Origin of the sequence: Pseudomonas sp. CROZ-RG-20F-R04-15 (assembly GCF_022662375.1) — a bacterium.
GTDB lineage: Bacteria > Pseudomonadota > Gammaproteobacteria > Pseudomonadales > Pseudomonadaceae > Aquipseudomonas.
The window spans coordinates 704,781-726,682 of the sequence record NZ_JAKNQL010000001.1; the positions used below are offsets into that span (position 1 = coordinate 704,781).

Annotated in this window: 23 protein-coding genes; 14 read left to right on the plus strand and 9 right to left on the minus strand. The window is 60.3% G+C overall.

All coding sequences use genetic code 11. The annotated features are described in order from the left end of the window. Positions 1-2: 2 nt before the first annotated feature. The gene (locus L8H52_RS03155) at positions 3-1,160 is read right to left on the minus strand and encodes an efflux RND transporter periplasmic adaptor subunit (RefSeq protein WP_242204666.1); all 1,158 of its coding nucleotides are present in this window, start codon (positions 1,158-1,160) and stop codon (positions 3-5) included. A 266-nt stretch (positions 1,161-1,426) separates the two neighbouring features. On the opposite strand from L8H52_RS03155, the gene emhR reads away from it, so the two are divergent. Beyond that, positions 1,427-2,059 (plus strand): efflux system transcriptional repressor EmhR, encoded by a 633-nt coding sequence (emhR, locus tag L8H52_RS03160; RefSeq protein WP_242204664.1) that lies wholly within the window; start codon positions 1,427-1,429, stop codon positions 2,057-2,059. A 380-nt stretch (positions 2,060-2,439) separates the two neighbouring features. On the opposite strand, the gene L8H52_RS03165 is transcribed toward emhR, so the two are convergent. The 3 genes from L8H52_RS03165 to L8H52_RS03175 are packed head-to-tail and all read right to left on the minus strand — an operon-like array spanning position 2,440 to position 5,021. Beyond that, on the minus strand, positions 2,440-3,489 hold the full coding sequence (locus L8H52_RS03165; RefSeq protein WP_141129405.1) for an alkene reductase: 1,050 nt from the start codon (positions 3,487-3,489) through the stop codon (positions 2,440-2,442). Between the two features lie 28 nt (positions 3,490-3,517). Next, positions 3,518-4,684 carry an MFS transporter gene (locus L8H52_RS03170; RefSeq protein WP_242204662.1) on the minus strand — a complete coding sequence of 389 codons (1,167 nt, stop codon included), beginning with the start codon at positions 4,682-4,684 and terminating at the stop codon, positions 3,518-3,520. 34 nt (positions 4,685-4,718) lie between these two features. Next, positions 4,719-5,021, minus strand: a complete 303-nt coding sequence (locus L8H52_RS03175; protein ID WP_007917068.1) for a metalloregulator ArsR/SmtB family transcription factor — start codon at positions 5,019-5,021, stop codon at positions 4,719-4,721. A gap of 170 nt (positions 5,022-5,191) precedes the next feature. Between L8H52_RS03175 and L8H52_RS03180 the strand changes: the two genes are divergently transcribed. After that, positions 5,192-5,776: an ACP phosphodiesterase gene (locus L8H52_RS03180; RefSeq protein ID WP_242204660.1), complete on the plus strand. Its 585-nt coding sequence runs from the start codon at positions 5,192-5,194 to the stop codon at positions 5,774-5,776. Between the two features lie 106 nt (positions 5,777-5,882). Here the strand turns inward: L8H52_RS03180 and L8H52_RS03185 are convergent, their stop codons facing one another. Then, positions 5,883-6,677 (minus strand): lysophospholipid acyltransferase family protein, encoded by a 795-nt coding sequence (locus L8H52_RS03185; RefSeq protein WP_242204658.1) that lies wholly within the window; start codon positions 6,675-6,677, stop codon positions 5,883-5,885. After that, positions 6,677-7,432 (minus strand): L-ornithine N(alpha)-acyltransferase, encoded by a 756-nt coding sequence (gene olsB, locus L8H52_RS03190; RefSeq protein WP_007916280.1) that lies wholly within the window; start codon positions 7,430-7,432, stop codon positions 6,677-6,679. The genes L8H52_RS03185 and olsB overlap by 1 nt, the downstream gene beginning before the upstream one ends. 153 nt (positions 7,433-7,585) lie before the next feature. Here olsB and L8H52_RS03195 point away from each other — a divergent pair, with 153 nt between their 5' ends. The 5 genes from L8H52_RS03195 to L8H52_RS03215 all read left to right on the plus strand — a co-directional run bounded on the left by L8H52_RS03195 (position 7,586) and on the right by L8H52_RS03215 (position 11,933). Next, the gene (locus L8H52_RS03195) at positions 7,586-8,464 is read left to right on the plus strand and encodes an acyl-CoA dehydrogenase family protein (RefSeq protein ID WP_242204656.1); all 879 of its coding nucleotides are present in this window, start codon (positions 7,586-7,588) and stop codon (positions 8,462-8,464) included. Positions 8,465-8,631: 167 nt separating this feature from the next. Continuing rightward, positions 8,632-9,705, plus strand: a complete 1,074-nt coding sequence (locus L8H52_RS03200; protein ID WP_242204654.1) for a serine hydrolase — start codon at positions 8,632-8,634, stop codon at positions 9,703-9,705. Next, on the plus strand, positions 9,702-9,998 hold the full coding sequence (locus tag L8H52_RS03205; RefSeq protein WP_180699780.1) for an amidase: 297 nt from the start codon (positions 9,702-9,704) through the stop codon (positions 9,996-9,998). The genes L8H52_RS03200 and L8H52_RS03205 overlap by 4 nt, the downstream gene beginning before the upstream one ends. A 185-nt stretch (positions 9,999-10,183) precedes the next feature. Further along, positions 10,184-10,774, plus strand: a complete 591-nt coding sequence (locus L8H52_RS03210) for a YceI family protein (RefSeq protein ID WP_242204652.1) — start codon at positions 10,184-10,186, stop codon at positions 10,772-10,774. 1 nt (position 10,775) lies between these two features. After that, positions 10,776-11,933: a phosphatidylserine/phosphatidylglycerophosphate/cardiolipin synthase family protein gene (locus tag L8H52_RS03215; RefSeq protein ID WP_242204650.1), complete on the plus strand. Its 1,158-nt coding sequence runs from the start codon at positions 10,776-10,778 to the stop codon at positions 11,931-11,933. A gap of 124 nt (positions 11,934-12,057) precedes the next feature. Here L8H52_RS03215 and bglX read toward each other — a convergent pair whose 3' ends face one another. Next, entirely contained in the window at positions 12,058-14,349 is a 2,292-nt protein-coding gene (gene bglX / locus L8H52_RS03220) for a beta-glucosidase BglX (RefSeq protein ID WP_242204648.1), read from the minus strand. Positions 14,350-14,611: 262 nt separating this feature from the next. Here bglX and L8H52_RS03225 point away from each other — a divergent pair, with 262 nt between their 5' ends. From L8H52_RS03225 to L8H52_RS03240, 4 genes are all read left to right on the plus strand, one after another. Next, positions 14,612-15,220 carry a LemA family protein gene (locus L8H52_RS03225; RefSeq protein WP_093438567.1) on the plus strand — a complete coding sequence of 203 codons (609 nt, stop codon included), beginning with the start codon at positions 14,612-14,614 and terminating at the stop codon, positions 15,218-15,220. Between the two features lie 13 nt (positions 15,221-15,233). Continuing rightward, the gene (locus tag L8H52_RS03230) at positions 15,234-15,989 is read left to right on the plus strand and encodes a TPM domain-containing protein (RefSeq protein WP_242204646.1); all 756 of its coding nucleotides are present in this window, start codon (positions 15,234-15,236) and stop codon (positions 15,987-15,989) included. A 33-nt stretch (positions 15,990-16,022) separates the two neighbouring features. Beyond that, positions 16,023-16,640, plus strand: a complete 618-nt coding sequence (locus tag L8H52_RS03235; RefSeq protein WP_242204644.1) for a TPM domain-containing protein — start codon at positions 16,023-16,025, stop codon at positions 16,638-16,640. Positions 16,641-16,975: 335 nt separating this feature from the next. After that, positions 16,976-18,193: an SAM-dependent methyltransferase gene (locus L8H52_RS03240; RefSeq protein ID WP_242204642.1), complete on the plus strand. Its 1,218-nt coding sequence runs from the start codon at positions 16,976-16,978 to the stop codon at positions 18,191-18,193. Between the two features lie 66 nt (positions 18,194-18,259). On the opposite strand, the gene L8H52_RS03245 is transcribed toward L8H52_RS03240, so the two are convergent. Then, a complete protein-coding gene (locus tag L8H52_RS03245; RefSeq protein ID WP_242204640.1) occupies positions 18,260-19,165 on the minus strand; it encodes a DMT family transporter in 906 nt (301 codons plus the stop codon). A 278-nt stretch (positions 19,166-19,443) separates the two neighbouring features. On the opposite strand from L8H52_RS03245, the gene L8H52_RS03250 reads away from it, so the two are divergent. The 3 genes from L8H52_RS03250 (at position 19,444) to L8H52_RS03260 (ending at position 20,861) form a co-directional block, all read left to right on the plus strand. Next, entirely contained in the window at positions 19,444-20,025 is a 582-nt protein-coding gene (locus tag L8H52_RS03250) for a DJ-1/PfpI family protein (RefSeq protein ID WP_242204638.1), read from the plus strand. A gap of 13 nt (positions 20,026-20,038) precedes the next feature. Next, a complete protein-coding gene (locus L8H52_RS03255) occupies positions 20,039-20,344 on the plus strand; it encodes a ribbon-helix-helix domain-containing protein (RefSeq protein WP_016982789.1) in 306 nt (101 codons plus the stop codon). A gap of 172 nt (positions 20,345-20,516) precedes the next feature. Further along, positions 20,517-20,861, plus strand: a complete 345-nt coding sequence (locus L8H52_RS03260; RefSeq protein ID WP_242204636.1) for a YegP family protein — start codon at positions 20,517-20,519, stop codon at positions 20,859-20,861. Between the two features lie 142 nt (positions 20,862-21,003). Here L8H52_RS03260 and L8H52_RS03265 read toward each other — a convergent pair whose 3' ends face one another. Continuing rightward, positions 21,004-21,885: a dihydrodipicolinate synthase family protein gene (locus L8H52_RS03265; RefSeq protein ID WP_242204634.1), complete on the minus strand. Its 882-nt coding sequence runs from the start codon at positions 21,883-21,885 to the stop codon at positions 21,004-21,006. Positions 21,886-21,902: the final 17 nt, after the last annotated feature.

Below are 21,902 nucleotides of genomic sequence, written 5' to 3' on the forward strand. Positions count from 1 at the left end.
AGTTACTCCCCTTTGCCGCCGTAGGCTTTATCAGCTGCCTGAGCGGGTGCCGGGTTCTTTTTGCCAACGTTGGTCGCTTCGGTCGGATTGACCTGAACACCTGGACGCACGTATTGCAGCCCTTCGGTGATCAGACGATCGCCGGCCTTCAGGCCGTCTTCGATCAGCCACTGGCTGCCGACGGTGCGGCTGGCCTTGAGCTGACGCAATTCGACCTTGTTGTCGGCGCCGACGACCAGTGCGGTCGGGGTGCCTTTGAGGTCGCGGGTGACGCCTTGTTGCGGCGCCAGAATGGCCGCAGCGTTGACCCCGGCCTGCAACTGGGCGCGAACGAACATGCCTGGCAGCAGAGTGTGATCCGGGTTCGGGAATACTGCGCGCAGGGTCACCGAACCGGTAGTCGGGTCGACCGTGACTTCGGAGAATTCCAGCTTACCGTCGAGCTTGTACTGGCTGCCGTCTTCCAGGGTCAGTTTGACCGCTGCGGCGGTATCCCCGGACTTCTGCAGGCGACCGCTTTCCAGCTCACGACGCAGTTCCAGCAGCTCAACCGAGGACTGGGTGACGTCGACGTAGATCGGGTCCAGTTGCTGGATCGTTGCCATCGCGTCGGTCTGGCCATTGCTGACCAGTGCGCCTTCGGTGACCGAAGAGCGGCCGATGCGACCGGAGATCGGCGCGTACACCTTGGTGTAACGCACATTGATCTGCGCGCTCTGCAGCGACGCTTCCGATTCCATGCGGTTGGAGACTGCAGTGTCGTATTCCTGACGGCTGACGGCCTGCTCATCGACCAGTTGCTTGTAGCGGTCGGAGATCGACTTGGTCGAACGCAGGTTGGCTTCGGCGCTTTTCAGTGTCGCTTCATAGACCGACGGATCGATCTGATACAGCTGCTGGCCGGCTTTGACATCGCCGCCTTCCTTGAACAGACGCTTGAGAATGATGCCGTTGACCTGCGGGCGAACTTCCGCGATGCGGAACGCACTGGTGCGCCCCGGCAGTTCCGACGTGAGGGTAAAGGCTTGTGGTTGCAGGGTGACGACGCCGACCTGAGGCGGTGGAGCGGCCGGGGCCGCTTCTTCCTTTTTACATCCGCTGAGCAGCGATGCCAGGGCAACGGCAGTGACCAGAGCGGTAACAGCTGGCTTGAATTGCATGAAGATCCTCGGGTCAGGCGCGCGAAAAGCGCACAAGAAGTGTGGAAGGGTAAAAAAATGATGCCGGGTGGATAAGTAGCTTGCTAAGGAATATACTTACGTTCATGGTTGTTTGTAAATACCTTGGCGTCGTACCCACCCTGTTACAAAATTCGTCGCAAGGTTTGAAATTGTAGGCCGGGGAGCCGATTCATGAGAGATCGCCCCCTCTTTATTCAGCGGATATTCAGCCATCCCTGAAACATCCTGTTTGAGGTTTTACTGCCATGGTCCGTCGTACCAAAGAGGAAGCTCAGGAAACCCGCAGCCAGATTCTGGAAGCGGCAGAGAAAGCCTTTTATGAAAGGGGCGTTGCGCGCACGACCCTGGCGGATATCGCGGCCCTGGCCGGCGTCACGCGCGGTGCCATTTACTGGCATTTCAGCAACAAGGCCGATCTGGTGCAGGCGATGCTCGACTCGTTGCGTGAGCCGCTGGATGAACTGGCCAGAGCCAGCGAAAGTGAAGACGAACTCGATCCGCTGGGCTGCATGCGCCAACTGCTGATTCATTTGTTTCATCAAGTTGCGCTGGACCCGAAAACCCGGCGTATCAACGAAATTCTGTTTCATAAGTGCGAGTTCACCGATGAAATGTGCGATTTGCGCCAGCAGCGCCGGGACGTCAGCCTCGATTGCAATGAGCGCATCGCTCTGACGTTGCGTAATGCGGTAAATCGCGGCCAGTTGCCGGAAGATCTCGACACTGCCCGTGCGGCCATCAGCATTCACGCTTACATCGATGGCCTTCTGTATGGATGGCTTCTGGCGCCGGACAGCTTTGAGCTGCATGCCGAGGCCGAGCGTTGGGTCGATACAGGGTTGGATATGCTGCGCCTGAGCCCCAGCCTGCGCAAATGAAACAAAATGCGTAATTGGCACAGCTTATGTCAATTGGCCTGCCTTTATATACGTTTGCGGCGGGGAGTTTATACGTAGCGAGCTACGCATTTTGTAGGGAATTTGTGTCTTCTGTGTGAATGAGTGTGAGCCGCTTGCCCTCACCCTAGCCCTCTCCCAGAGGTAGAGGGGACCGACCGAGGTGGTCTTGCGAGATACGCCGACCTGAGATATCCCGCCGAACTCAGGTTTCGAACATCCCCCGATCGGCTCCCTCTCCCTCGGGAGAGGGCTGGGGTGAGGGGCTGCGTACTAAAAAGCGCAATCAATCTCCCGGCGAACACAAAAAAAGCCCCCAACTCTCACAAGTCGGGGGCTTTTGCGTTTCTGCGTGTTGCCTGTTACAGCGCTGGATAGTCGATATAACCGACCGGCCCTTTACCGTAGAACAACTCCGGACGCGCCTCATTCAACGGCGCATCCGCCTTCAAACGCGCCGGCAGATCCGGGTTGGCAATGAACGGCACACCAAACGCCACAGCGTCAGCCTTGCCACTCGCCAGCCACTCGTTGGCGCTGTCCTTGGTAAAGCGTTCGTTGGCAATGTACGGCCCACCGAACGCTTCTTTCAGTTGCGGGCCGAGGCTGTCGGCGCCTTCTTTCTCACGGGAGCAGATGAACGCGATGCCGCGTTTGCCCAGCTCACGTGCGACGTAGGTGAAGGTTTCCGCCAGGTTGTCGTCGCCCATGTCATGGGAGTCCGCGCGCGGTGCCAAGTGCACACCAACGCGACCAGCGCCCCAGACTTCGATCGCCGCGTCAGTCACTTCCAGCAGCAGGCGCGCACGGTTTTCCAGCGAGCCACCGTAATTGTCGGTGCGCTGGTTGGTGCTGCTTTGCAGGAACTGGTCGAGCAGGTAACCGTTGGCGCCGTGGATTTCCACGCCGTCGAAACCGGCGGCCTTGGCGTTTTCGGCACCGGTGCGGTAAGCGTCGACGATGTCGGCGATTTCAGCGGTTTCCAGGGCGCGTGGGGTTGGGTAGTCGGCCAGTGGGCGCACCAGGCTGACGTGACCTTTCGGCTGGATCGCGCTCGGAGCGACGGGTGCTTCGCCGTTGAGGTACGACGGGTGGGAAACCCGGCCGACGTGCCACAGTTGCAGGAAGATCTTGCCGCCAGCGCCGTGAATCGCTTTGGTCACGTTGGCCCAGCCGCGCACTTGATCGTTGGACCAGATGCCCGGGGTGTCCGGGTAGCCAACGCCCATTGGCGTCACCGAAGTGGCCTCGCTGAGGATCAGGCCGGCGGACGCACGTTGTACGTAGTATTCGGCCATCAGCGCGTTCGGTACGCGGCCTTCGTCGGCGCGGCAGCGGGTCAGCGGGGCCATGATGATGCGGTTGGCCAGCTCGATGTCGCCGAGTTTGATCGGATCGAAAATAGTTGCCATGTCTACAACCCTCGTAAGTGAAAGTTAATCAGTGAGTAGCCGGGGCCAGATCGGCATTGCCGTTCTGACGGAAAGTAATCAGCGTCACCAGCAGCGCGAGCACGGCCAGGGCGGCGGCTGCGAGCGGTACGCTGGTCAGGCCGAAGCCGTGGGCGATGACGCTGCCGCCAACCCAGGCGCCGAGCGCGTTACCGACGTTGAAGGCGCCGATGTTCAGGGTCGAAACCAGATTCGGTGCGGCTTTGCCGAATGTCACCACGTTGACTTGCAGCGCCGGTACGGCGGCGAAACACGCGGTGGCCCAGAGGAACAGGGTGATTTCAGTCGGGATCAGCGCAACGCTGGTCCAGGTCAGTACGGTGGAAACCACGGCCATGGCGATGAACACGCCGATCAACGTGGCGACCATGCCCTTGTCGGCGAGTTTGCCGCCGATGATGTTGCCGACGGTCAGGCCCAGGCCGATCAGCATCAGCGTCCAGGTCACGCCACGCGGCGATACACCAGTGACTTCGCCGAGCAGTGGGGCGACGTAGGTGAACAGAGTGAAGACGGATGCGGCGAAGAGTGCAGTCATGCTCAGCGACAGCCAGATCCCGGCACCTTTGAGGGCGGCGAGTTCGGCGCGCATGTCGAGTTTTTCTTCGTCACGCTTGGCCGGCAGGAAGCGGATCAGGCCGATCAGCGCAATCACACCGATGACGGTCACCGCCCAGAAGGTCGAGCGCCAGCCGTATTGCTGACCCAGCGCAGTGCCCAGCGGCACGCCGAGCACGTTGGCCAGGGTCAAACCGGTGAACATCAACGCCACCGCCGACGCACGCTTGTTGGCCGGCACCAGATTGGCCGCCACCACCGAGCCGATGCCGAAGAACGCACCGTGACACAGCGCGGTGATCACCCGGGCAAACATCAGCACGTTGTAATCACTGGCAATCGCACAGAGCAGGTTGCCGACAATAAAAATGCCCATCAACGCGACCAGTGCTGCTTTACGCGGCAGTTTGGCCGTGGCCATCGCCATGAACGGCGCACCGATGGCCACGCCGAGGGCGTAACCGGTCACCAGCCAGCCGGCGCCGGGGATCGACACACCGAGGTCGGCCGCCACATCGGGCAGCAGGCCCATGATGACGAACTCGGTGGTGCCGATGGCGAAGGCGCTCAAGGCGAGTATGAGGAGCGAGAGGGGCATGCAGGTTTCCTTGTCGGCTGGCTGACGTTAAGGGTCAGAGCTCTTTACTGAGGGTGCTGAGGAACGCCTGGATCACGTCCTCGTTACGTTTGAAAAAGTGCCATTGCCCGGCCTTCTGGCTGCTGATCAGACCGGCGCGTTGCAACGTCGCGAGGTGTGCCGAAACGGTCGACTGCGACAGCCCGCAGCGTTGATCGATCTGCCCGGCGCAGATGCCGTATTCGTGGTTGTGCAGCTGTTCCGGAAATTCGTTCTTCGGGTCTTTCAGCCAGTTGAGGATGTCTCGCCGTACTGGGTGCGCCAGGGCTTTTATTATTTCGTCGAGGTCGAGGTTCATGGCAGGGTGCTCACAATGTGTACAACGCTATATCGCGATGTGGCGAAATATAAATCGTTAGATCGCGATACACCAATATGATTTTGATCTGAAATCAGCATAAATTGGTATATCGCGTTATAACGATACGTGGATGTATGGAGGGCGAGCCGCAGTGCTAAGCTGCGCCCATGAACTATCTCGCACATTTACACCTCGGTGGCCAGCGCCCCGGGCAACTGCTCGGCAGTCTGTATGGCGATTTCGTCAAAGGTCGGCTGCAAGGGCAGTTTGCGCCGGAGGTGGAAGCGGCCATTCAACTGCATCGCCGGATTGACGTATTCACCGATCGCCATCCGCTGGTGGACATTGCCTTGGGGCGATTTTCCGATACCCGCCGGCGTTATGCCGGGATCGTGCTCGATGTGTTTTTCGATCATTGCCTGGCGCGGGACTGGCGGCTGTATGCCGATCAGCCACTGGAGGTTTTCACCGCTGATGTGTATCGGGTGCTGACCCACGAACGGCAACTGCCCGAGCGCCTGGCGAAGATCGCCCCGCACATGGTTGCCAATGACTGGTTGGGTTCGTATCAGGAGTTTGAAGTGCTGGAGCAGGTGTTGCGCGGGATCTCGCGGCGGCTGACCCGGCCGGAGGAATTGGCGGGGGCGATGGAGGAATTGCGGCGGTTGTATGAGCCGCTGAGTGAAGATTTCGCTTTGTTCTACCCACAACTCCAGGACTTCGCCCAAAACCCCCAGACACCGCAGATCTAATGTAGGAGTGAGCCTGCTCGCGAAGGCGGCGTGTCATTCAGCATCTATGTTGGCTGAGACACCGCTTTCGCGAGCAGGCTCGCTCCCACAGGGGAGAGGTGTGTTTTCAGGCGGCTATCAGGTCGCTTGCGCGACGCGGTTCGGCCGGTTTCACCACTTCGCCAAACAACGCTTTCTGCACCGCCTGCTGCGCTTCGAACGCCAATGCCGCACGCTCACGCCCCTGACAGGCAATCGGCTTGAGCAGGTGCACTTCGACATCGCCGCAATCATTACTGAACAGGCGCATCAGGTGCGAGAGCAGATCGTCATCGCCTATGAACGGCGCCAGCGCGTCGATTTCGCCGTCACGCAGATAACGGATCGCCACCGGTTGCAGCATCACCTCGGAATCAATCGCCGCCGCCAGCAAGCGACCATGAAAGGTGCGCAAAGAACGGCCGTCGGTGGTGGTGCCTTCCGGGAACATCAGTAATGCATGCTCGGTTTGCAGGTGACGGGTCATCTGCTTGCGGATCAACTGGCTGTCGCCCGAACCGCGACGGATGAACAGGCTGCCGGCCTTCGCCGCGAGCCAACCGGCCACCGGCCAGGTGCGCACTTCGGCCTTGGACAGAAACGACAGCGGCGTGAGCATGCCAAGCAACGGAATATCCGTCCATGAAACATGATTGCTGACCCACAGCATCGGCTGTTTCGGCAGCTCACCGTGCACCGTCACGCGAAAGGGCAGGGCGTTGCTCAAACGCGCCATGAAAAAGCGCGACCAGCGCTGACGCCGCTCCATCGAATGCGCCCGGCCGATGCGTTCAAACACGCCGAAGACGCTGGCCATGGTCAAGCCCAGCGAGACCACCAACAGCACCCGCGCGATCCGCGCGTACACCCGCAGCCGGCTCATTACACAGCCGCCTTGAAGTGCTTGGCGTAGCGCGGGCAGAGTTCGTCGCGCTTGAGCAGGATGAACACGTCGGCGACCTGAAAATCTTCGTCCCAGCATGGCTCACCGCAGATCTTCGCGCCCAGACGCATATACGCCTTGAGCAGCGGCGGCATTTCGGCGATCACGTTCGATGGAATATCCAGCGTCGGCAGCGGATTTTTCGGCTCGGCGCGCAGGTGTTCGGTGCACAGATAACGCTCGCGCAAACGCTGCATGATCGCGTGGGCCTGAATGCCGCCGTCCTGCATCGGAATGCTCGCGCAACCCATCAGATAGCTGTAGCCGCCCTGATTCAATACTTCGGCCAACTCGCCCCACAACACCGCGATGGTGCCGCCGTTGCGGTACGCCGGGTCGACGCAGGTGCGGCCGATTTCGAGGATCGGGCCTTGCAGATGCGCGAGGCCGTGCAGGCTGAACTCTTCTTCACTGTAGAACTTGCCCAGGCTGCTCGCAGCGGTGTGATCGAGCAAACGCGTGGTCGCGACCAAGCGGCCGGTATTCAGATCACGCACGCCGATGTGGCTGCAGTGAACATCATAATCATCCATGTCCAGACCCAGTTCCGCGCCTTTCAGCTTGGCGTTGAACTCGCCGCTGAAGACGTTGAAGCGCAGGGCCTGAGCTTGCTGCAAGGCCTCGGCGCCGATCAGGCGTTCGGCTTGCAGGCGGCGTTCATTGCCGGTGTCGCTGATGCGGGCGATCTGAGTCATGTGAATCTCCGTACGGGCCTTTAACCCGTCGTGGGTTGCAGCCGATCGACTTTCTTTATGCAGCCGTGTTGTGCAAAGTCAGGCTATGTAGCCCCGGTGTCATCGCCATGAACGTTCGGTGATGCTTATATGACAGCCCACAAGGAGCCTCTTATGCCCTGGCCAGATCTGCTGCAAAGCTGTGACCGATTGCCCGCCGTTGCTGACCTGGCCGAGGGTTTTGCGACGTTGTTGCATCAGTTGGGCAATGTCACACCGTTCGAATTGGCGGTCGCGGGCGGGCGGCGGATGGCAACACCGGGGCTTGCGTTTCTGGTCGGTTATCAGGCGGCATTGCGTATGTTGTGGCCGAGTGCGCCGCTGAGCCTTGGCGCTTTGTGTGCGACCGAACAGCGCAGTTTGCGTCCGGCGGACATGCAGACGCGGCTGAGTGAATTGCGCCTGAGCGGGCGCAAGGATTTCGTCACCGCTGGCGATGCGGCGGACTGGCTGTTGATCGCTGCGCGCAGTGAAGAACCGGGTGAAACGCCGCGGTTAAGTCTGGCCGTGGTCTATCCCGGCGAGCCCGGTGTGACCGTGGAGAAACTGCCCGCGCTGCCGTTGATGCCGGACATCAGTCATGGCCGGTTGGAGCTTGATGGCGCGTTGTGTGAGTTGCTGGCGGGGGATGGTTGGGATGCTTACGTCAAACCGTTTCGCACGCTGGAAGATGTCTATGTGCTGAGCGCGATGACTGCGTGGCTGTACGGCGTCGGGCAAGACAGCGACTGGCCGCAAGCGCTGCAATTGCGTTTGCTGGCGCTGTTGGCCGGGTGTGCCGAGGCGAGTCGGCAGCCACCGAACAATCCGGCCGGGCATGTGTTGCTGGGTGGGTTGTTTGCACAGTTTGAAGCGCTGGAGGGGGAGGTGAGTCAGGCGTTGGCTGAAGGTCCGGCAGAGTGGGCGCAGATGTGGCAGCGCGATCAAGGCGTGATGCAGTTGGCGGCGGGGGCTCGGGCCAAGCGTCTGGCCAAGGCTTTGGTGGTGTCTTGACTGGCGCCTTCGCGAGCAAGCTCGCTCCCACATTTTGATCGCATTTCAATTGAAGAAACGCGGTCCCCTGTGGGAGCGAGCTTGCTCGCGAAGGCGGCCTCAACATCCCCACACATCTGTCATAAACCCCGACTAGTCTCAGCAGGTTCATTCCCAGAGCCCTCACCATGTGCAAAGGCCTGTCGCTGTTTCTGCTGCTGATCACCTTCACCGTTCACGCCGAACAATGGCCCGGCGAGCAGTGGCCAATCGGCACGACGATCGCCGATACCGGGGCGCTGGAAAATTACGCCTTCCCACCCCGCGACGACGCCACCCGCCAAGGCATCCGCACCGATGCCCTGCTGATCATCCGCGACGGCCAGATCATCTACGAACGCTACGCCGGCCCGAGCACGGAACAAACCCCGCACCTGACCTGGTCGATCAGCAAAAGCCTGATGGCCACCGTCCTCGGTGTGGCCTACGGCGAAGGCCTGTTCAGGCTCGACGATCCGGCCGCGAAGTTTTACCCGCCACTGACCAAACACCCGGCGATAAAAATCGCCGATCTGCTGCACTGGGCCTCCGGTATCGACTGGCAGGAAGACTATGAATACGCCCCGCTGAAATCCTCGGTGGTGGCGATGCTCTACACCCGTGGCCATCGCGACATGGCTGCATTTACCGCTGAGCACGACACCTACGCCGAATCGGGGCAGGCCTTCCGTTATTCCAGTGGCGACAGCAACTTGCTCGCGGCAGCGTTAAAAAATATCGTCGGCCCTCAGCGTTATGCGGATTACCCGTGGACGGCGTTGTTCGAGCCGTTAGGCATCCAGCACGCCGTGTGGGAAACCGATGCCAGCGGCACGTTTGTCGCGTCTTCTTATGCCTATCTCACCGCGCGGGATCTGGCGCGGGTCGGTTTGTTGATGGCCCGCGACGGGCGCTGGAATGATCGGCAACTGTTGCCCAAAGATTGGCTCGCGTTCAACCTTAAACCCTTCGCAGGTTACAAGGCTCATCAGGACGAAGCGGTCCCGGGCGGTCAGTGGTGGCTCAATCGCCCCGTCGATGGCGCGGCATCACCGTGGCCCGATGCACCGCCGGACACCTTCGCGGCCCTGGGCCATTGGGGTCAGGCGTTGTACGTGATTCCCAGCGAGAAACTGCTGATCGTGCGTTACGCCGATGATCGCGATGGCAGCTACCGCCATAACGAACTGCTCAAACACGTGCTGAAGGCGGTGCGGCCATGAAGCGCTTTTTGCTGTTACTGCTTGTTTTGCTGCTCGGCTGGGTCGTCTACGAGCGCGAAAATCTGTGGGCCTTCCCCGACATCATCAGCGCTTACACCGCCAAGGAATATTGTTCCTGCCGCTATGTGATGAACAACGATGCCGAGTATTGCCGTGGCTATGTAAAACAATGGCTGCCGACCAGCCAATTCACCGATGACAGCGCCAGCAAAACCATCACCGTCAGCGGCATGGGCCGCAGCAACCGCGCCCAGTGGCAAAGCGAACGTCAGGGTTGCCGCCTGAATCCCTGAAAACATCCGATTGCTTTTTTGTGGGAGCGAGCCTGCTCGCGAATGCAATAGTAGGCGCACCTACTCTGTTGAGGCAGATGACGTCTTCGCGAGCAGGCTCGCTCCCGCCGGGTGTGATCTTCAGTTTGCAATAACCGCGTGGGCGGTTAAGGTTCGTGCAGGTTTATCGGCCCCACGAGTGTTCAATGTTCAACCGCTCCCTCTGTGCAACCCTGTCCAGCCTGCTGCTCGCCGCCGTCGCGTTGCCGGCGCAGGCCAATTGGTATCTGGACGGCGAGTCGTCGCGGCTGTCGTTCGTCAGCACGAAAAACGCCAGCATTTCTGAAGTGCAGCGCTTTCTGGTGCTGCATGGCAAGGTCGATCCCAATGGTCGTGCCGAAGTCGAAATCGAGCTGGACTCGATCAACAGCGGCATCCCGCTGCGCGACGAGCGTATGCGCAAGGAGCTGTTCCAGATCGAGCAATTCCCCGAAGCGACCATCACCACCCAGATCGATCTGCGCCCGATCAACGACCTGGCCCCCGGTGCGCAACTGGAATTGCGTCTGCCGCTGACTGTCAGCCTGCACGGCAAGCAACACGAATACCCCGCTGAGCTGCTGGCGACGCGCCTCGATGACCGGCGTTTTCAAGTGGTCACCCTGGAACCGCTGGTGATCAACGCCGAGGATTTCGATCTCGCGCCTGGGCTGGAAAGCCTGCGCAAACTTGCCGACCTGTCGGCCATCAGTCTGTCGGTACCGGTGGGTGCGGTACTGATTTTCACGGCGCGCTGACATGCGCGGCGCGGTGTTCCCGTGGCGGGACGGCAACCGGTTCGAGCTGTTGATCGACGGCCCGCAATTCTTCCCGCGCATGCTTGAGCAGATTGCCGGCGCGCAGGAGCAGATCGAGCTGGAGCTGTATCTGGTCGAGGCGGGCGCCTGTGCCGAAACCATTGTGCAAGCGCTGGTGCTGGCGGCCGAGCGAGGCGTGCGTGTGCGCTGCCTGTTCGATGATTACGGCAGCCTGGCGTTTACCCTCAATCTGCGCCAGCGCCTGACCCATGCCGGGGTTGAGCTGCGCTTTTACAATCGGCTGAACTGGCGGCGCTGGGTCGGCAACTTCTATCGGGATCACCGCAAGTTGCTGCTGGTTGATCAGCGTCTGGCGGTGGTCGGCGGTACTGGCGTCACTGACGAGTTCTGGACGCCGGGCCATGACACCAGCGAGTGGCACGAAGTGATGGTCGAGATCAGCGGCCCACTGGTGATCGATTGGCAATTGCTGTTCGACCGCCAATGGATCGCCAACCGCTATCGTCGCGCTTGGCGCCCCGCCGCGCATTTTGGCCTGCCACGGTTGCCGCGCGTGCCGGACAAGGGCGAGGGCATGGGCCGCGTGGCGTATGCCGACGCCCGTCAGCACCGCGACATTCTGCAGTCGCTGTTCCGTGCGCTGAATAGTGGGCAAAAGCGTATCTGGATGGCGACGCCGTACTTCCTGCCGACCTGGAAAGTCCGCCGCTCCCTGCGCAAGGCAGCGGCGCGTGGTGTCGATGTGCGGCTGTTGCTGACCGGGCCGCGCACCGATCACCCGTCAGTGCGTTACGCCGGGCATCGTTATTACCCGCGACTGCTCAAGGCCGGGGTGCAGATCTTCGAATACCAGCCGTGTTTTCTGCACCTGAAAATGGTGCTGGTGGACGATTGGGTGAGCATCGGTTCATGCAACTTCGACCACTGGAACCTGCGCTTCAATCTGGAGGCGAATCTCGAGGCACTGGATCCGTCGTTGACGGCAGCGGTGCAGGCGAGTTTTGTAAAGGACTTCGGGCTGAGTCAGCAGGTGAGTCTGGAAGAGTGGCAGCGCCGGCCGTTGTGGCGGCGGGTGAAGCAGCGGGTGTGGGGCTGGGTGGATCGGGTGGTGGTTAACATCCTCGATCGCCGCGGATAAACCCGATTCTGAATACGCCCTAAATCCAATGTGGGAGCGAGCCTGCTCTCGAAGGCGGTGTGTCAGTCAGCAATTGTTTAGCTGAATGACCGCTTTCGCGAGCAGGCTCGCTCCCACAGGGTTTTTACAGCAATTCAAAGCTCTGCTGCGTCACGTCCTGCGAATCCAGGCCGATCTGCACGTTGAACTTGCCGGGCTCCGCCGCGTACTTGAGCTGGGCGTTGTAGAACTTCAGGTCATCCTCAGTGATGGTGAAGTGCACGACTTTCTGTTCGCCGGCCTTGAGCATGATTTTCTGAAAGTTCTTCAGTTCTTTCACCGGGCGGATCATCGAGCCGGTGACATCCTGAATGTACAACTGCACCACGGTTTCGCCGTCACGCTTGCCGGTGTTTTTCACCATGACGCTGGCGTCGAGTTTGCCGGTGGCGTTCAGGGTGGTCGACGACAGCGCCATGTCGCTGAGGGCGAAGCTGGTGTAGCTCAAACCATAACCGAACGGGAACAGCGGCCCGGTCGTGTCATCGAAATACTGCGAGGTGTAATTGCCCGGTTTGCCCGGCGTGAACGGCCGGCCAATGCTCAGGTGGTTGTAGTAGGTCGGGATCTGGCCCACGGAGCGCGGGAAGGTCACCGGCAATTTGCCCGACGGGTTGTAGTCGCCGAACAGTACGTCAGCGATGGCGTTACCGCCCTCGGTGCCGCTGAACCAGGTTTCCAGAATCGCGTCAGCCGACTGGTTCTCTTCGAGAATCGTCAGTGGGCGGCCGTTCATCAACACCAGTACCAGCGGTTTGCCGGTGGCTTTCAGGGCACGGATCAGCTCGCGCTGGTTTTCCGGGATGTTCAGGTCGGTGCGGCTGGAGGATTCGTGGGACATGCCACGGGACTCGCCCACCGCAGCCACGATCACGTCAGCGTCCTTGGCGGCTTTTACCGCTTCGTCGATCAGCACGTTGGCCGGGCGCGGGTCATCGACTACTTCCGGCGCATCGAAGTTGAGGAAGTTCAGGTAGTCGAGGACCTTCTTGTCGCTGGTGATGTTGGCGCCACGGGCGTAGATCAGGTTCGCCTTGTCGCCGATCACCGAGCTCATGCCATCGAACAGGGTCACCGATTGCGCCGGTTTACCGGCTGCTGCCCAACTGCCCATCATGTCGATCGGTGCTTTGGCCAATGGGCCGACCAGCATGACTTTTGCGTCTTTCTTCAGCGGCAGGGTTTCGTTCTGGTTCTTCAGCAGCACCAGGCTGCGACGCGCGACCTCTCGGGCCTCGGCGCGGTGCAGACGGCTTTCGGCGTAGGTGTCGGCCGGATCGTCTTCAGCCTTGCCGATACGCAGGTACGGGTCCTTGAACAGGCCCATATCGTACTTGGCCGCGAGCACTTCACGCACGGCGTTGTCGATGTCTTTCTGTTCGATCTCGCCGGACTTGAGCAGCCCCGGCAGCTCTTTGCCGTACAGGGTGTCGTTCATGCTCATGTCGATGCCGGCCTTGATCGCCAGCTTCGCCGCTTCACGACCGTCGCGAGCGACGCCGTGCTTGATCAGTTCGAAGATCGCGCCGTGGTCGCTGACCGCCAGGCCTTTGAAGCCCCAGTCGCGGCGCAGCAGATCGTTCATCAGCCAGGTGTTGGCCGTGGCCGGAATGCCGTTGATCGAGTTCAACGCGACCATCACACCGCCGGCGCCAGCATCAATCGCGGCGCGGTACGGTGGCAGGTAGTCCTGGTACATCTTCACCGGGCTCATGTCGACGGTGTTGTAGTCGCGACCACCTTCAACGGCGCCATAGAGGGCGAAGTGCTTGACGCTGGCCATGATGCTGTCGGCGGCGCTCGGGGTGGCACCCTGATAGGCGCGCACCATGACGCCGGCGATGCGCGAGGTCAGGTAGGTGTCTTCACCGAAACCTTCGGAGCTGCGGCCCCAGCGCGGGTCGCGGGAGATGTCGACCATCGGCGCGAAGGTGATGTCCAGGCTGTCGGCGGCGGCTTCTTTGGCGGCAACACGGCCGGACTGGCCGATGGCGTCCATGTCCCAGCTTGAGGCGAGGGCCAGCGGAATCGGGAAAATCGTACGGTGACCGTGGATCACGTCGTACGCGAAAAACATCGGAATCTTCAGGCGACTGCGCATGGCAGCGTCCTGCATCGGACGGTTTTCCGGACGGGTGATCGAGTTGAACGTGCCGCCGATGTTGCCGGCAGCGATCTCTTTGCGGATCAACTCGCGAGGCATTTCCGGGCCGATGCTGATCAGGCGCAACTGGCCGATCTTTTCATCGAGGGTCATCTGGTTCATCAGATTGCTGATGAACGCGTCCTTGTTTTCCAGGGGTACCGGGGTCGTGGCGGCCAATACTTGATGACTGGCCAGGCTGACGAACAGACCCAGCAAACACAGCTTCTTCATGAATATTTTTCTCAAGGGCCCAAACGGCGAGGTAACGCCGGCCAGCCAAAATTTAGGGAGCGACTATTGTTGTTCGGGTGCAGGCTCAAAAAAGCAGAGCCAAAAACGACAGCCGACACTGCGGCAGCGTGATCGCGCAGGGCACTTTTTAGCCCATTGGCGCGTCGTAATCCAGCGGCGCGGCCGATTATGCCCCAAGAGCCGGCGGAGAATGTTTCGCGCTCGGTTTTTATAATGAAATGTGCCAAGGAGCATCACTGCGATGAATGTAAGCCCAACCAATCGCTCGCGTTTGCAGGTCGCCACACTGCTGGTGCTGGCCACGCTGTTGACCGCGTGCGGCATCAACAATATCCCGACCCTCGACGAACAGGCCAAAGCCGCGTGGGGCCAGGTGCAGAACCAGTACCAGCGCCGCGCCGACCTGATCCCCAACCTGGTGGAAACGGTAAAGGGTTACGCCAAGCATGAAGAGGAAACCCTGACCGCAGTGATCGAGGCGCGGGCGAAAGCCACGTCGATCCAGGTGGATGCCAGCACCCTCGACAATCCCGAGAAACTCAAGCAATTCCAGCAGGCGCAGGACCAACTGACCGGCGCATTGAGCCGCCTGATGGTGGTGTCCGAGCGCTATCCGGATCTGAAGGCCAACCAGAACTTCCTCGCCCTGCAATCGCAACTTGAGGGCACGGAAAACCGCATCGCCGTGGCGCGCCGCGATTTCATTCTGGCGGTGCAGAAGTACAACACCGAAATCCGCACCTTCCCCGGTCGCCTCTGGCACAGCGTGATGTACAGCGATCTGCCGATCCGCGAAACCTTCGAAGCCACCACGCCCGGCGCGGAAAAGGCCCCGGAAGTGAAATTCTGATTCGAGGTTGTCCATGCGCGTGTTGAAGATGGGCCTGGTGCTGATGCTGTTGCTGTTCGCCATCAGCGCCCGGGCCGAGCTGACGTTCCCGGCGCTGAGCGGCCGGGTGGTGGATGAAGCGCAGATGATCGAGCCGTCGGTGCGCGCGCAACTGAGCCAGCAATTGCAGGCCCACGAGCAGGCGATCGGCGAGCAATTGGTCGTCGTCACCGTGCCGGATTTGCAAGGCACAACCATTGAGGACTTCGGCGTCCAGCTCGGCCGCCATTGGGCCATCGGCCAGAAGGACAAGAACAACGGCGCGCTGCTGATCGTCGCCCGTGACGAACGCAAACTGCGCATTGAAGTCGGTTATGGCCTGGAAGACCGGCTGACTGACGCGCAGACTTCGGTGATCATCCATCAAGTCATCACGCCCGCGTTCAAGAGCGGAAATTTCAGCAAAGGCATCAGCGACGGCGTTGCGGCAATGCTGGTGGTGCTGGGCGGCAATCCGCTGGATGAGCCATCGACGGTGTATGAATCCAGCGGTGACCCGTCCGATGATTTCATCTCGCGGCACCCGGCATTGTTCGTGTTTTTGGTGATGTTGTTCATCCTGACGGTGTTTGTCTGCCAGATGCTCGGTATCCTGCCTGCCGGCCGGGGCGGCTCCGGAGGAGGGGGCGGCTTTGGCGGTGGTGGTGGATTTGGCGGCGGCGGTGGAGGCGGGGGCTTCAGCGGCGGCGGGGGCAGTTTCGGCGGCGGCGGTTCGTCCGGCGGCTGGTGAGATCAGAAGAATAATGAGCAGGCACTTTTCAACATGGCACTACTGACCGAACACGAACAACGCAAAGTCGCCGAGGCGATTGCCCGGGTCGAGCGCGACACCGACGCCGAACTGGTGACGGTACTGGCCGCCCGCGCTGATGACTACGCGTACATCCCGCTGTTGTGGGCGAGCCTTTTGGCGCTGGTGGTGCCGGGCGTCGTGCACTACCTGACCGGGTGGTTGACCATGCACAGTTTGCTGCTGGTGCAGTGGGGGGCGTTTATCGTGCTGTGCCTGCTGTTTCGTTTGCCGAAAATCACCACGCATTTGATACCGCGCCGCGTGCGTCATTGGCGCGCGTCGAACCTGGCACGCCGGCAGTTCCTCGAGCAGAACCTGCACCACACGGTGGGCAGTACCGGCATGCTGATTTTTGTCTGTGAGGCGGAGCGGTATGTGGAGATTCTGGTGGATGAAGGGATTTCCAAACGACTGGACGATAAATCCTGGGATGCAATTGTCGCGGCGTTTACCGAGCAGGTGCGGCAGGGGCGCACGCTGGAAGGGTTTGTCACGTGTATCGAGGCGTGTGGGGAATTGCTGAAAGTGCATGTGCCGGTGACGCAGGTGAGGAATGAGTTGCCGAATCGGTTGGTGGTGTTGGCCTGATGGCCTAAAAGCCAAAGCCCCTCACCCCAACCCTCTCCCGGAGGGAGAGGGGGCCGACCGAGGTGTCTTGCGTTCGACATCGACCTGAAAAACCGAGTCGATTATGGATTAACAGATGATCGTTTGATTTGATGCTGTTAATACCTGAGTTCGGCCCGGTTTTTCAGGTCGGTGTAACTCGTGAAAACACCTCGGTCGGTCCCCTCTACCTCTGGGAGAGGGCTAGGGTGAGGGCGCTTCTAACAACCGTTGGGTAAATAAGAGCGTGTCCCCAACCCCCATCCCCCCTAAAATACCCGCCATTCCCGATTTCGCCCGTCCGAGGCCGCTTTTCCATGTCCGCTACTGCTCCTGCCACCAAACCCGCGCCCGATCACCACGCCCAGTTCATCGAGCTGCTGCAAACCAGCCTCGAACAGAACGGTTTCATCAAACTGGTGTTGGCCAAGTACGTCGGCGAAGAGGCGGATCTGCAGCGGGTCATCATCAAAGCGGTGACGGTCAAGGCGCAGCCGAATCTGTCGTTCGTCTATCGCTACAAAACCCGCGACATCACCAAAAACCTGCCATTGGTTGAGGGTGTGGCGGCGATTGCCGAGCTGCTGCCGGCCTCGTTCAAAAATGCCCATTTACTCGCGGTGACTGACGAAGCCCAGCTCGAATACAGCAAAAAGGGCAAGTCTTCGCTGTTCAAGAGCAAACCTCAGCAATTGCGCGAAGCACCGTCCGCCGAACACAACCGTGAGAAAAACCGTTATCTCGAACTGAGCCGACCGTTCCTCAAAGACCTGGGCGTGACCAACGCGCAACATGAGCTGATCCCGGCGATGTCGCGCAAGTGGAAGCAGATCAACAAGTTCATCGAAGTGTTCAGCCATGCTCTGACCTCGTCGCCGCTGGCGCTGGACCAACCGGTACGTGTGGCGGATTTCGGTTCGGGCAAGGGCTATCTGACGTTCGCGATTCACGATTACCTGCGCAACACCTTGCAGGCCGAGGGCGAGGTCACTGGCGTCGAGTTGCGTGAGGAAATGGTCAACCTGTGCAACGCCGCAGCGGCAAAACTCGATCATCCGGGGCTGGTGTTCAAGTGCGGTGACGTGCGCAGCGTGGCGCCGAGCGAGCTGGATGTGATGATCGCCCTGCATGCCTGCGACATCGCCACTGACTACGCGATCCACACCGGCATCCGTTCGGGCGCGTCGATCATCATGTGCTCGCCGTGCTGCCACAAACAGATCCGCTTGCAGATCCAGAGCCCGGCGCTGCTCAAGCCGATGCTGCAATACGGTTTGCACCTGGGCCAGCAGGCGGAAATGGTCACTGACAGTCTGCGCGCATTGTTCCTCGAGGCCTGCGGGTATGAGACCAAGGTGTTCGAGTTCATCTCGCTGGAACACACCAACAAGAACAAGATGATTCTGGCGGTGAAGCGCGCCGAGCCGGTCGACCCGGCTCAGCTGTTGGTGAAGATCGAAGAGTTGAAAGCCTTCTACAACATCAGCGAGCACTGCCTGGAAACCCTGCTGCGCGCCGACGGCTACCTGGCCTGACACAAAACCCTGTGGGAGCGAGCTTGCTCGCGAAAGCGGACTGACAGGCAACGATGATGTCGCCTGTTACGGCCCTTTCGCGAGCAAGCTCGCTCCCACATTTGATTTCACCGCAGTTTTGCGACCGAGCATGACGGTCGCAATCACGCCACACGCAAACACCCAGGTAATCGGTTCGACATGTTCACCAAAGAACAGCGCCGAAAACGCAATGGTGAAGAAAATCTGCAACAACTGGATCTGACTGACCCGGGCAATCCCGCCCATGGCCAGCCCGGCGTACCACGCAAAGAAACCGAGAAACTGCGAGAACAACGCGACGTAGCCAAACGCCCACCAGGTCTTGGCCGACACCGCGCCTTGATGCTGCAGCGCCAGATACAGCACCGGCCCGATCAACAACGGCGTCGACAGCACCAGCGCCCAGCAGATCACTTGCCAGCCGCCCATCTCCTTGGCCAAACGACCACCTTCGGCGTAGCCCAGACCACCGACCGCAATCGCGCCGAGCATCAACAGATCACCCGCCTGAATGCTGCCCGCTCCGGTATACAGCGCATAACCGAGCACCAACGCACTGCCCAGCGCCGCGCAGGCCCAGAAGGCTTTTGACGGGCGCTCGTGTGACAACCACGCGGCATACAGCGCCACGCACAGCGGTTGCAGGCCGTTGACCAGCGCACCGTGGGACGCCGGCAGCGTTTGCATGGCCCACGCCGACAACACCGGGAAACCCAGAATTACCCCGACGATCACCAGACTCAGACCTTTGACCTGCTGCCACGTCGGCCATTTCTCGCGGCGCCACAACAACAGCAGCGCTGCCGGAATCGCCGCGAACAACGCGCGGCCCAAACCGTTGAGCAGCGGATGCAGTTCCTGCACCACGATGCGGGTGAAGGGCAGGGTAAGGCTGAAAATCACCACGCCGAGCAGGCCGAGGGCCATGCCGGTGTTTTCGCGCGAGGACATGATGGGGGACCGGAATTGAAGGTGGCAGGGAATGCCCTTCATAAAGCCATAAACCGGGGGCTTGTGACTGTTACAGCTAGGCACGGACTTAGGCGTACAGTTTCAGGGCCCCTTCGCGAGCAAGCTCGCTCCCACAGGAGAATGCATTCCAAATGTGGGAGCGAGCTTGCTCGCGAAGAACGATGACACGGTCTCAGGTAGTAGCCCGTTGTTACCCGTCACTCTCGAATAGGTCTACCTTCAATACTCCCAAGCATTCCCCCAGAGGAGTCCTCCCCATGGCCGCGAAAAAGATCCTGATGCTGGTCGGCGATTACGTCGAAGACTACGAAGTAATGGTGCCGTTCCAGGCCCTGCAAATGGTCGGTCACACCGTCCACGCCGTGTGCCCGGACAAGCTATCCGGCAACACCGTGCGCACCGCGATCCATGATTTCGAAGGCGATCAGACCTACAGCGAAAAGCCCGGTCACCTGTTCGCCCTCAACTTCGACTTCGCCAAAGTCAGCGAAGCCGACTACGACGCGCTATTGATTCCCGGCGGTCGTGCCCCGGAATATCTGCGCCTCAACGAAAAAGTCCTCGATCTGGTGCGCGCCTTCGACAAGGCCGGCAAACCGATTGCCGCAGTCTGCCACGGCGCGCAGCTGCTAGCGGCAGCAGGCATTCTGGAAGGTCGCGAATGCAGCGCCTATCCGGCCTGCGCCCCGGAAGTGCGACTGGCGGGCGGTACATACATCGACATCCCCGTGACGGACGGCCACGTTCAAGGCAATCTGGCCACTGCTCCGGCATGGCCGGCGCACCCGAACTGGCTGGCCGGTTTCCTTGGCTTGCTCGGCACTAAAATCACCCTGTAACGAGGAATCGCCGATGTGCGAGCTCTACGTTAAAGCTGACCCGATTCTCTACGAATCGCGCTCGCGTTCACTACGCATCTGCGGCGTGGTGACGACGTTGCGCCTGGAGAATCAGTTCTGGGACATCCTCAGCGAAATCGCCGAGGTCGACGGTATGACCACCAATCAATTGATCGCCAAACTGTATGAAGAGGTGATGGATTATCGCGGGGAGGTGGTGAATTTTGCCTCGTTCTTGCGGGTGAGTTGTACGCGGTATCTGAGTCAGCGGCGGGTGAGTGCGCCGGAGTTGTCAGTGGTGCGGGCGGTGGTGAAATAGCCAGCACCGGGTTGCCTCATTCGCGAGCAGGCTCGCTCCCACATGTCCTTGGAGAACTCGGTCGAAAGTGGGGGCGAGCCTGCTCGCGAAGAGGCCGGTACAGGCGACAGATGTTCCGGACTGGTCTTTACTCTGAAGCGCGAAATCTCTCAATCGCCAAGGAGAAACGAGCATGTCCGGATGGTACGAACTCAGTAAAAGCAGCAACGGCCAGTTCAGGTTTGTGCTGAAAGCGGCGAATGCCGAAACGATTCTGACCAGCGAGCTGTACACCACTCGCGCGGCAGCAGAAGGCGGCATCGCTTCGGTGCAAAGCAACAGCCCGCTGGATGAACGCTATGAGAAGAAGTCGACGAAGGACGGCCATCCGTACTTCAACCTGAAAGCGGCCAATCATCAGATTATCGGCAGCAGCGAAGCGTATTCCTCGGAGGCGGCGTGCGACAAAGGTATTGCCAGCGTTAAAACGAATGGGCCGACGAAAGTGATCAAGGACAAGACGCTGCCGGTGCTCTGACCTCACTTTCAAATCCATTAAAACCCCCCTGTGGGAGCGAGCTTGCTCGCGAAAGCGGTCGTTTACTCAACATCAATGTTGACTGAGCTGACGCCTTCGCGAGCAAGCTCGCTCCCACAGGTTTTTGTATATTGCAGTGAGATCAGCGCAGGGTCTTGAGGATCGTTTGCAACTGGGTTTGGCCCGCTTCATTCAACGGGAATACCGGCAAACGTGGATCACCCACCTCAAGCCCGGTCTGCCGCAACCCGGCCTTGATCGTCGCCGGCAAGCCACCCTTGAGAATGAAATCCAGCAGCGGCAGCTGGCGATAGAACAAATCCCGCGCGCGATCCAGATCGCCGGCCATGGCCGCGTCATAAAGGTCCAGGTTCAGCTGCGGGATCAGGTTCGGCGCCGCTGTGCACCAGCCTTTCGCCCCGGCGGCAAACGCTTCCAGTGCCAGCGGATTGCAGCCGTTGTAGAACGGTACCTGACCTTCGCCGAGCAGTTGCAGCTTGTGCATGCGCTGAATATCGCCGGTGCTCTCTTTGACCATGGTTACGTTTTCCACGCCGTTGACGATGCGCAGAATCAAATCAACCGACATGTCGGTGCCGCTGGTGGCCGGGTTGTTGTAGAGCATGATCGGCACGCCGATGCTCTCGCCGATGGCACGGTAGTGGGCGAGGATTTCTGCCTCTGTGAGCTTCCAGTACGAGGCCGGCAGCACCATCACCACATCGGCGCCGTGGGCTTCAGCGAAACGCGCGCGGCGTACGGCTTTGGCGGTGGTCAGGTCAGACACGCTGACGATGGTCGGCACACGTTTGGCCACGTGCTTGATGCTGAATTCGGCAACCTGATCCCACTCCGCATCGCTCAGATAAGCGCCTTCGCCGGTGCTGCCCAGTGGCGCGATGGCGTGGACGCCGCTGTCGATCAAGCGATCGATCGATTGGCCGAGCGCGGGCAGATCCAGCCCTTCGCCATTGGCGCCGAACGGGGTGATGGTGTAACCGATAATGCCGTGAATAGTGGACATGGGAATCTCTCCGTAAC

What these genes read in the sequence shown, in the direction of transcription:
- L8H52_RS03155 (WP_242204666.1), bottom strand. Translation starts at nt 1,160, where the DNA reads ATGCAATTCAAGCCAGCTGTTACCGCTCTGGTCACTGCCGTTGCCCTG.
- emhR (WP_242204664.1), top strand. Translation starts at nt 1,427, where the DNA reads ATGGTCCGTCGTACCAAAGAGGAAGCTCAGGAAACCCGCAGCCAGATT.
- L8H52_RS03165 (WP_141129405.1), bottom strand. Translation starts at nt 3,489, where the DNA reads ATGGCAACTATTTTCGATCCGATCAAACTCGGCGACATCGAGCTGGCC.
- L8H52_RS03170 (WP_242204662.1), bottom strand. Translation starts at nt 4,684, where the DNA reads ATGCCCCTCTCGCTCCTCATACTCGCCTTGAGCGCCTTCGCCATCGGC.
- L8H52_RS03175 (WP_007917068.1), bottom strand. Translation starts at nt 5,021, where the DNA reads ATGAACCTCGACCTCGACGAAATAATAAAAGCCCTGGCGCACCCAGTA.
- L8H52_RS03180 (WP_242204660.1), top strand. Translation starts at nt 5,192, where the DNA reads ATGAACTATCTCGCACATTTACACCTCGGTGGCCAGCGCCCCGGGCAA.
- L8H52_RS03185 (WP_242204658.1), bottom strand. Translation starts at nt 6,677, where the DNA reads ATGAGCCGGCTGCGGGTGTACGCGCGGATCGCGCGGGTGCTGTTGGTG.
- olsB (WP_007916280.1), bottom strand. Translation starts at nt 7,432, where the DNA reads ATGACTCAGATCGCCCGCATCAGCGACACCGGCAATGAACGCCGCCTG.
- L8H52_RS03195 (WP_242204656.1), top strand. Translation starts at nt 7,586, where the DNA reads ATGCCCTGGCCAGATCTGCTGCAAAGCTGTGACCGATTGCCCGCCGTT.
- L8H52_RS03200 (WP_242204654.1), top strand. Translation starts at nt 8,632, where the DNA reads ATGTGCAAAGGCCTGTCGCTGTTTCTGCTGCTGATCACCTTCACCGTT.
- L8H52_RS03205 (WP_180699780.1), top strand. Translation starts at nt 9,702, where the DNA reads ATGAAGCGCTTTTTGCTGTTACTGCTTGTTTTGCTGCTCGGCTGGGTC.
- L8H52_RS03210 (WP_242204652.1), top strand. Translation starts at nt 10,184, where the DNA reads ATGTTCAACCGCTCCCTCTGTGCAACCCTGTCCAGCCTGCTGCTCGCC.
- L8H52_RS03215 (WP_242204650.1), top strand. Translation starts at nt 10,776, where the DNA reads ATGCGCGGCGCGGTGTTCCCGTGGCGGGACGGCAACCGGTTCGAGCTG.
- bglX (WP_242204648.1), bottom strand. Translation starts at nt 14,349, where the DNA reads ATGAAGAAGCTGTGTTTGCTGGGTCTGTTCGTCAGCCTGGCCAGTCAT.
- L8H52_RS03225 (WP_093438567.1), top strand. Translation starts at nt 14,612, where the DNA reads ATGAATGTAAGCCCAACCAATCGCTCGCGTTTGCAGGTCGCCACACTG.
- L8H52_RS03230 (WP_242204646.1), top strand. Translation starts at nt 15,234, where the DNA reads ATGCGCGTGTTGAAGATGGGCCTGGTGCTGATGCTGTTGCTGTTCGCC.
- L8H52_RS03235 (WP_242204644.1), top strand. Translation starts at nt 16,023, where the DNA reads ATGGCACTACTGACCGAACACGAACAACGCAAAGTCGCCGAGGCGATT.
- L8H52_RS03240 (WP_242204642.1), top strand. Translation starts at nt 16,976, where the DNA reads ATGTCCGCTACTGCTCCTGCCACCAAACCCGCGCCCGATCACCACGCC.
- L8H52_RS03245 (WP_242204640.1), bottom strand. Translation starts at nt 19,165, where the DNA reads ATGTCCTCGCGCGAAAACACCGGCATGGCCCTCGGCCTGCTCGGCGTG.
- L8H52_RS03250 (WP_242204638.1), top strand. Translation starts at nt 19,444, where the DNA reads ATGGCCGCGAAAAAGATCCTGATGCTGGTCGGCGATTACGTCGAAGAC.
- L8H52_RS03255 (WP_016982789.1), top strand. Translation starts at nt 20,039, where the DNA reads ATGTGCGAGCTCTACGTTAAAGCTGACCCGATTCTCTACGAATCGCGC.
- L8H52_RS03260 (WP_242204636.1), top strand. Translation starts at nt 20,517, where the DNA reads ATGTCCGGATGGTACGAACTCAGTAAAAGCAGCAACGGCCAGTTCAGG.
- L8H52_RS03265 (WP_242204634.1), bottom strand. Translation starts at nt 21,885, where the DNA reads ATGTCCACTATTCACGGCATTATCGGTTACACCATCACCCCGTTCGGC.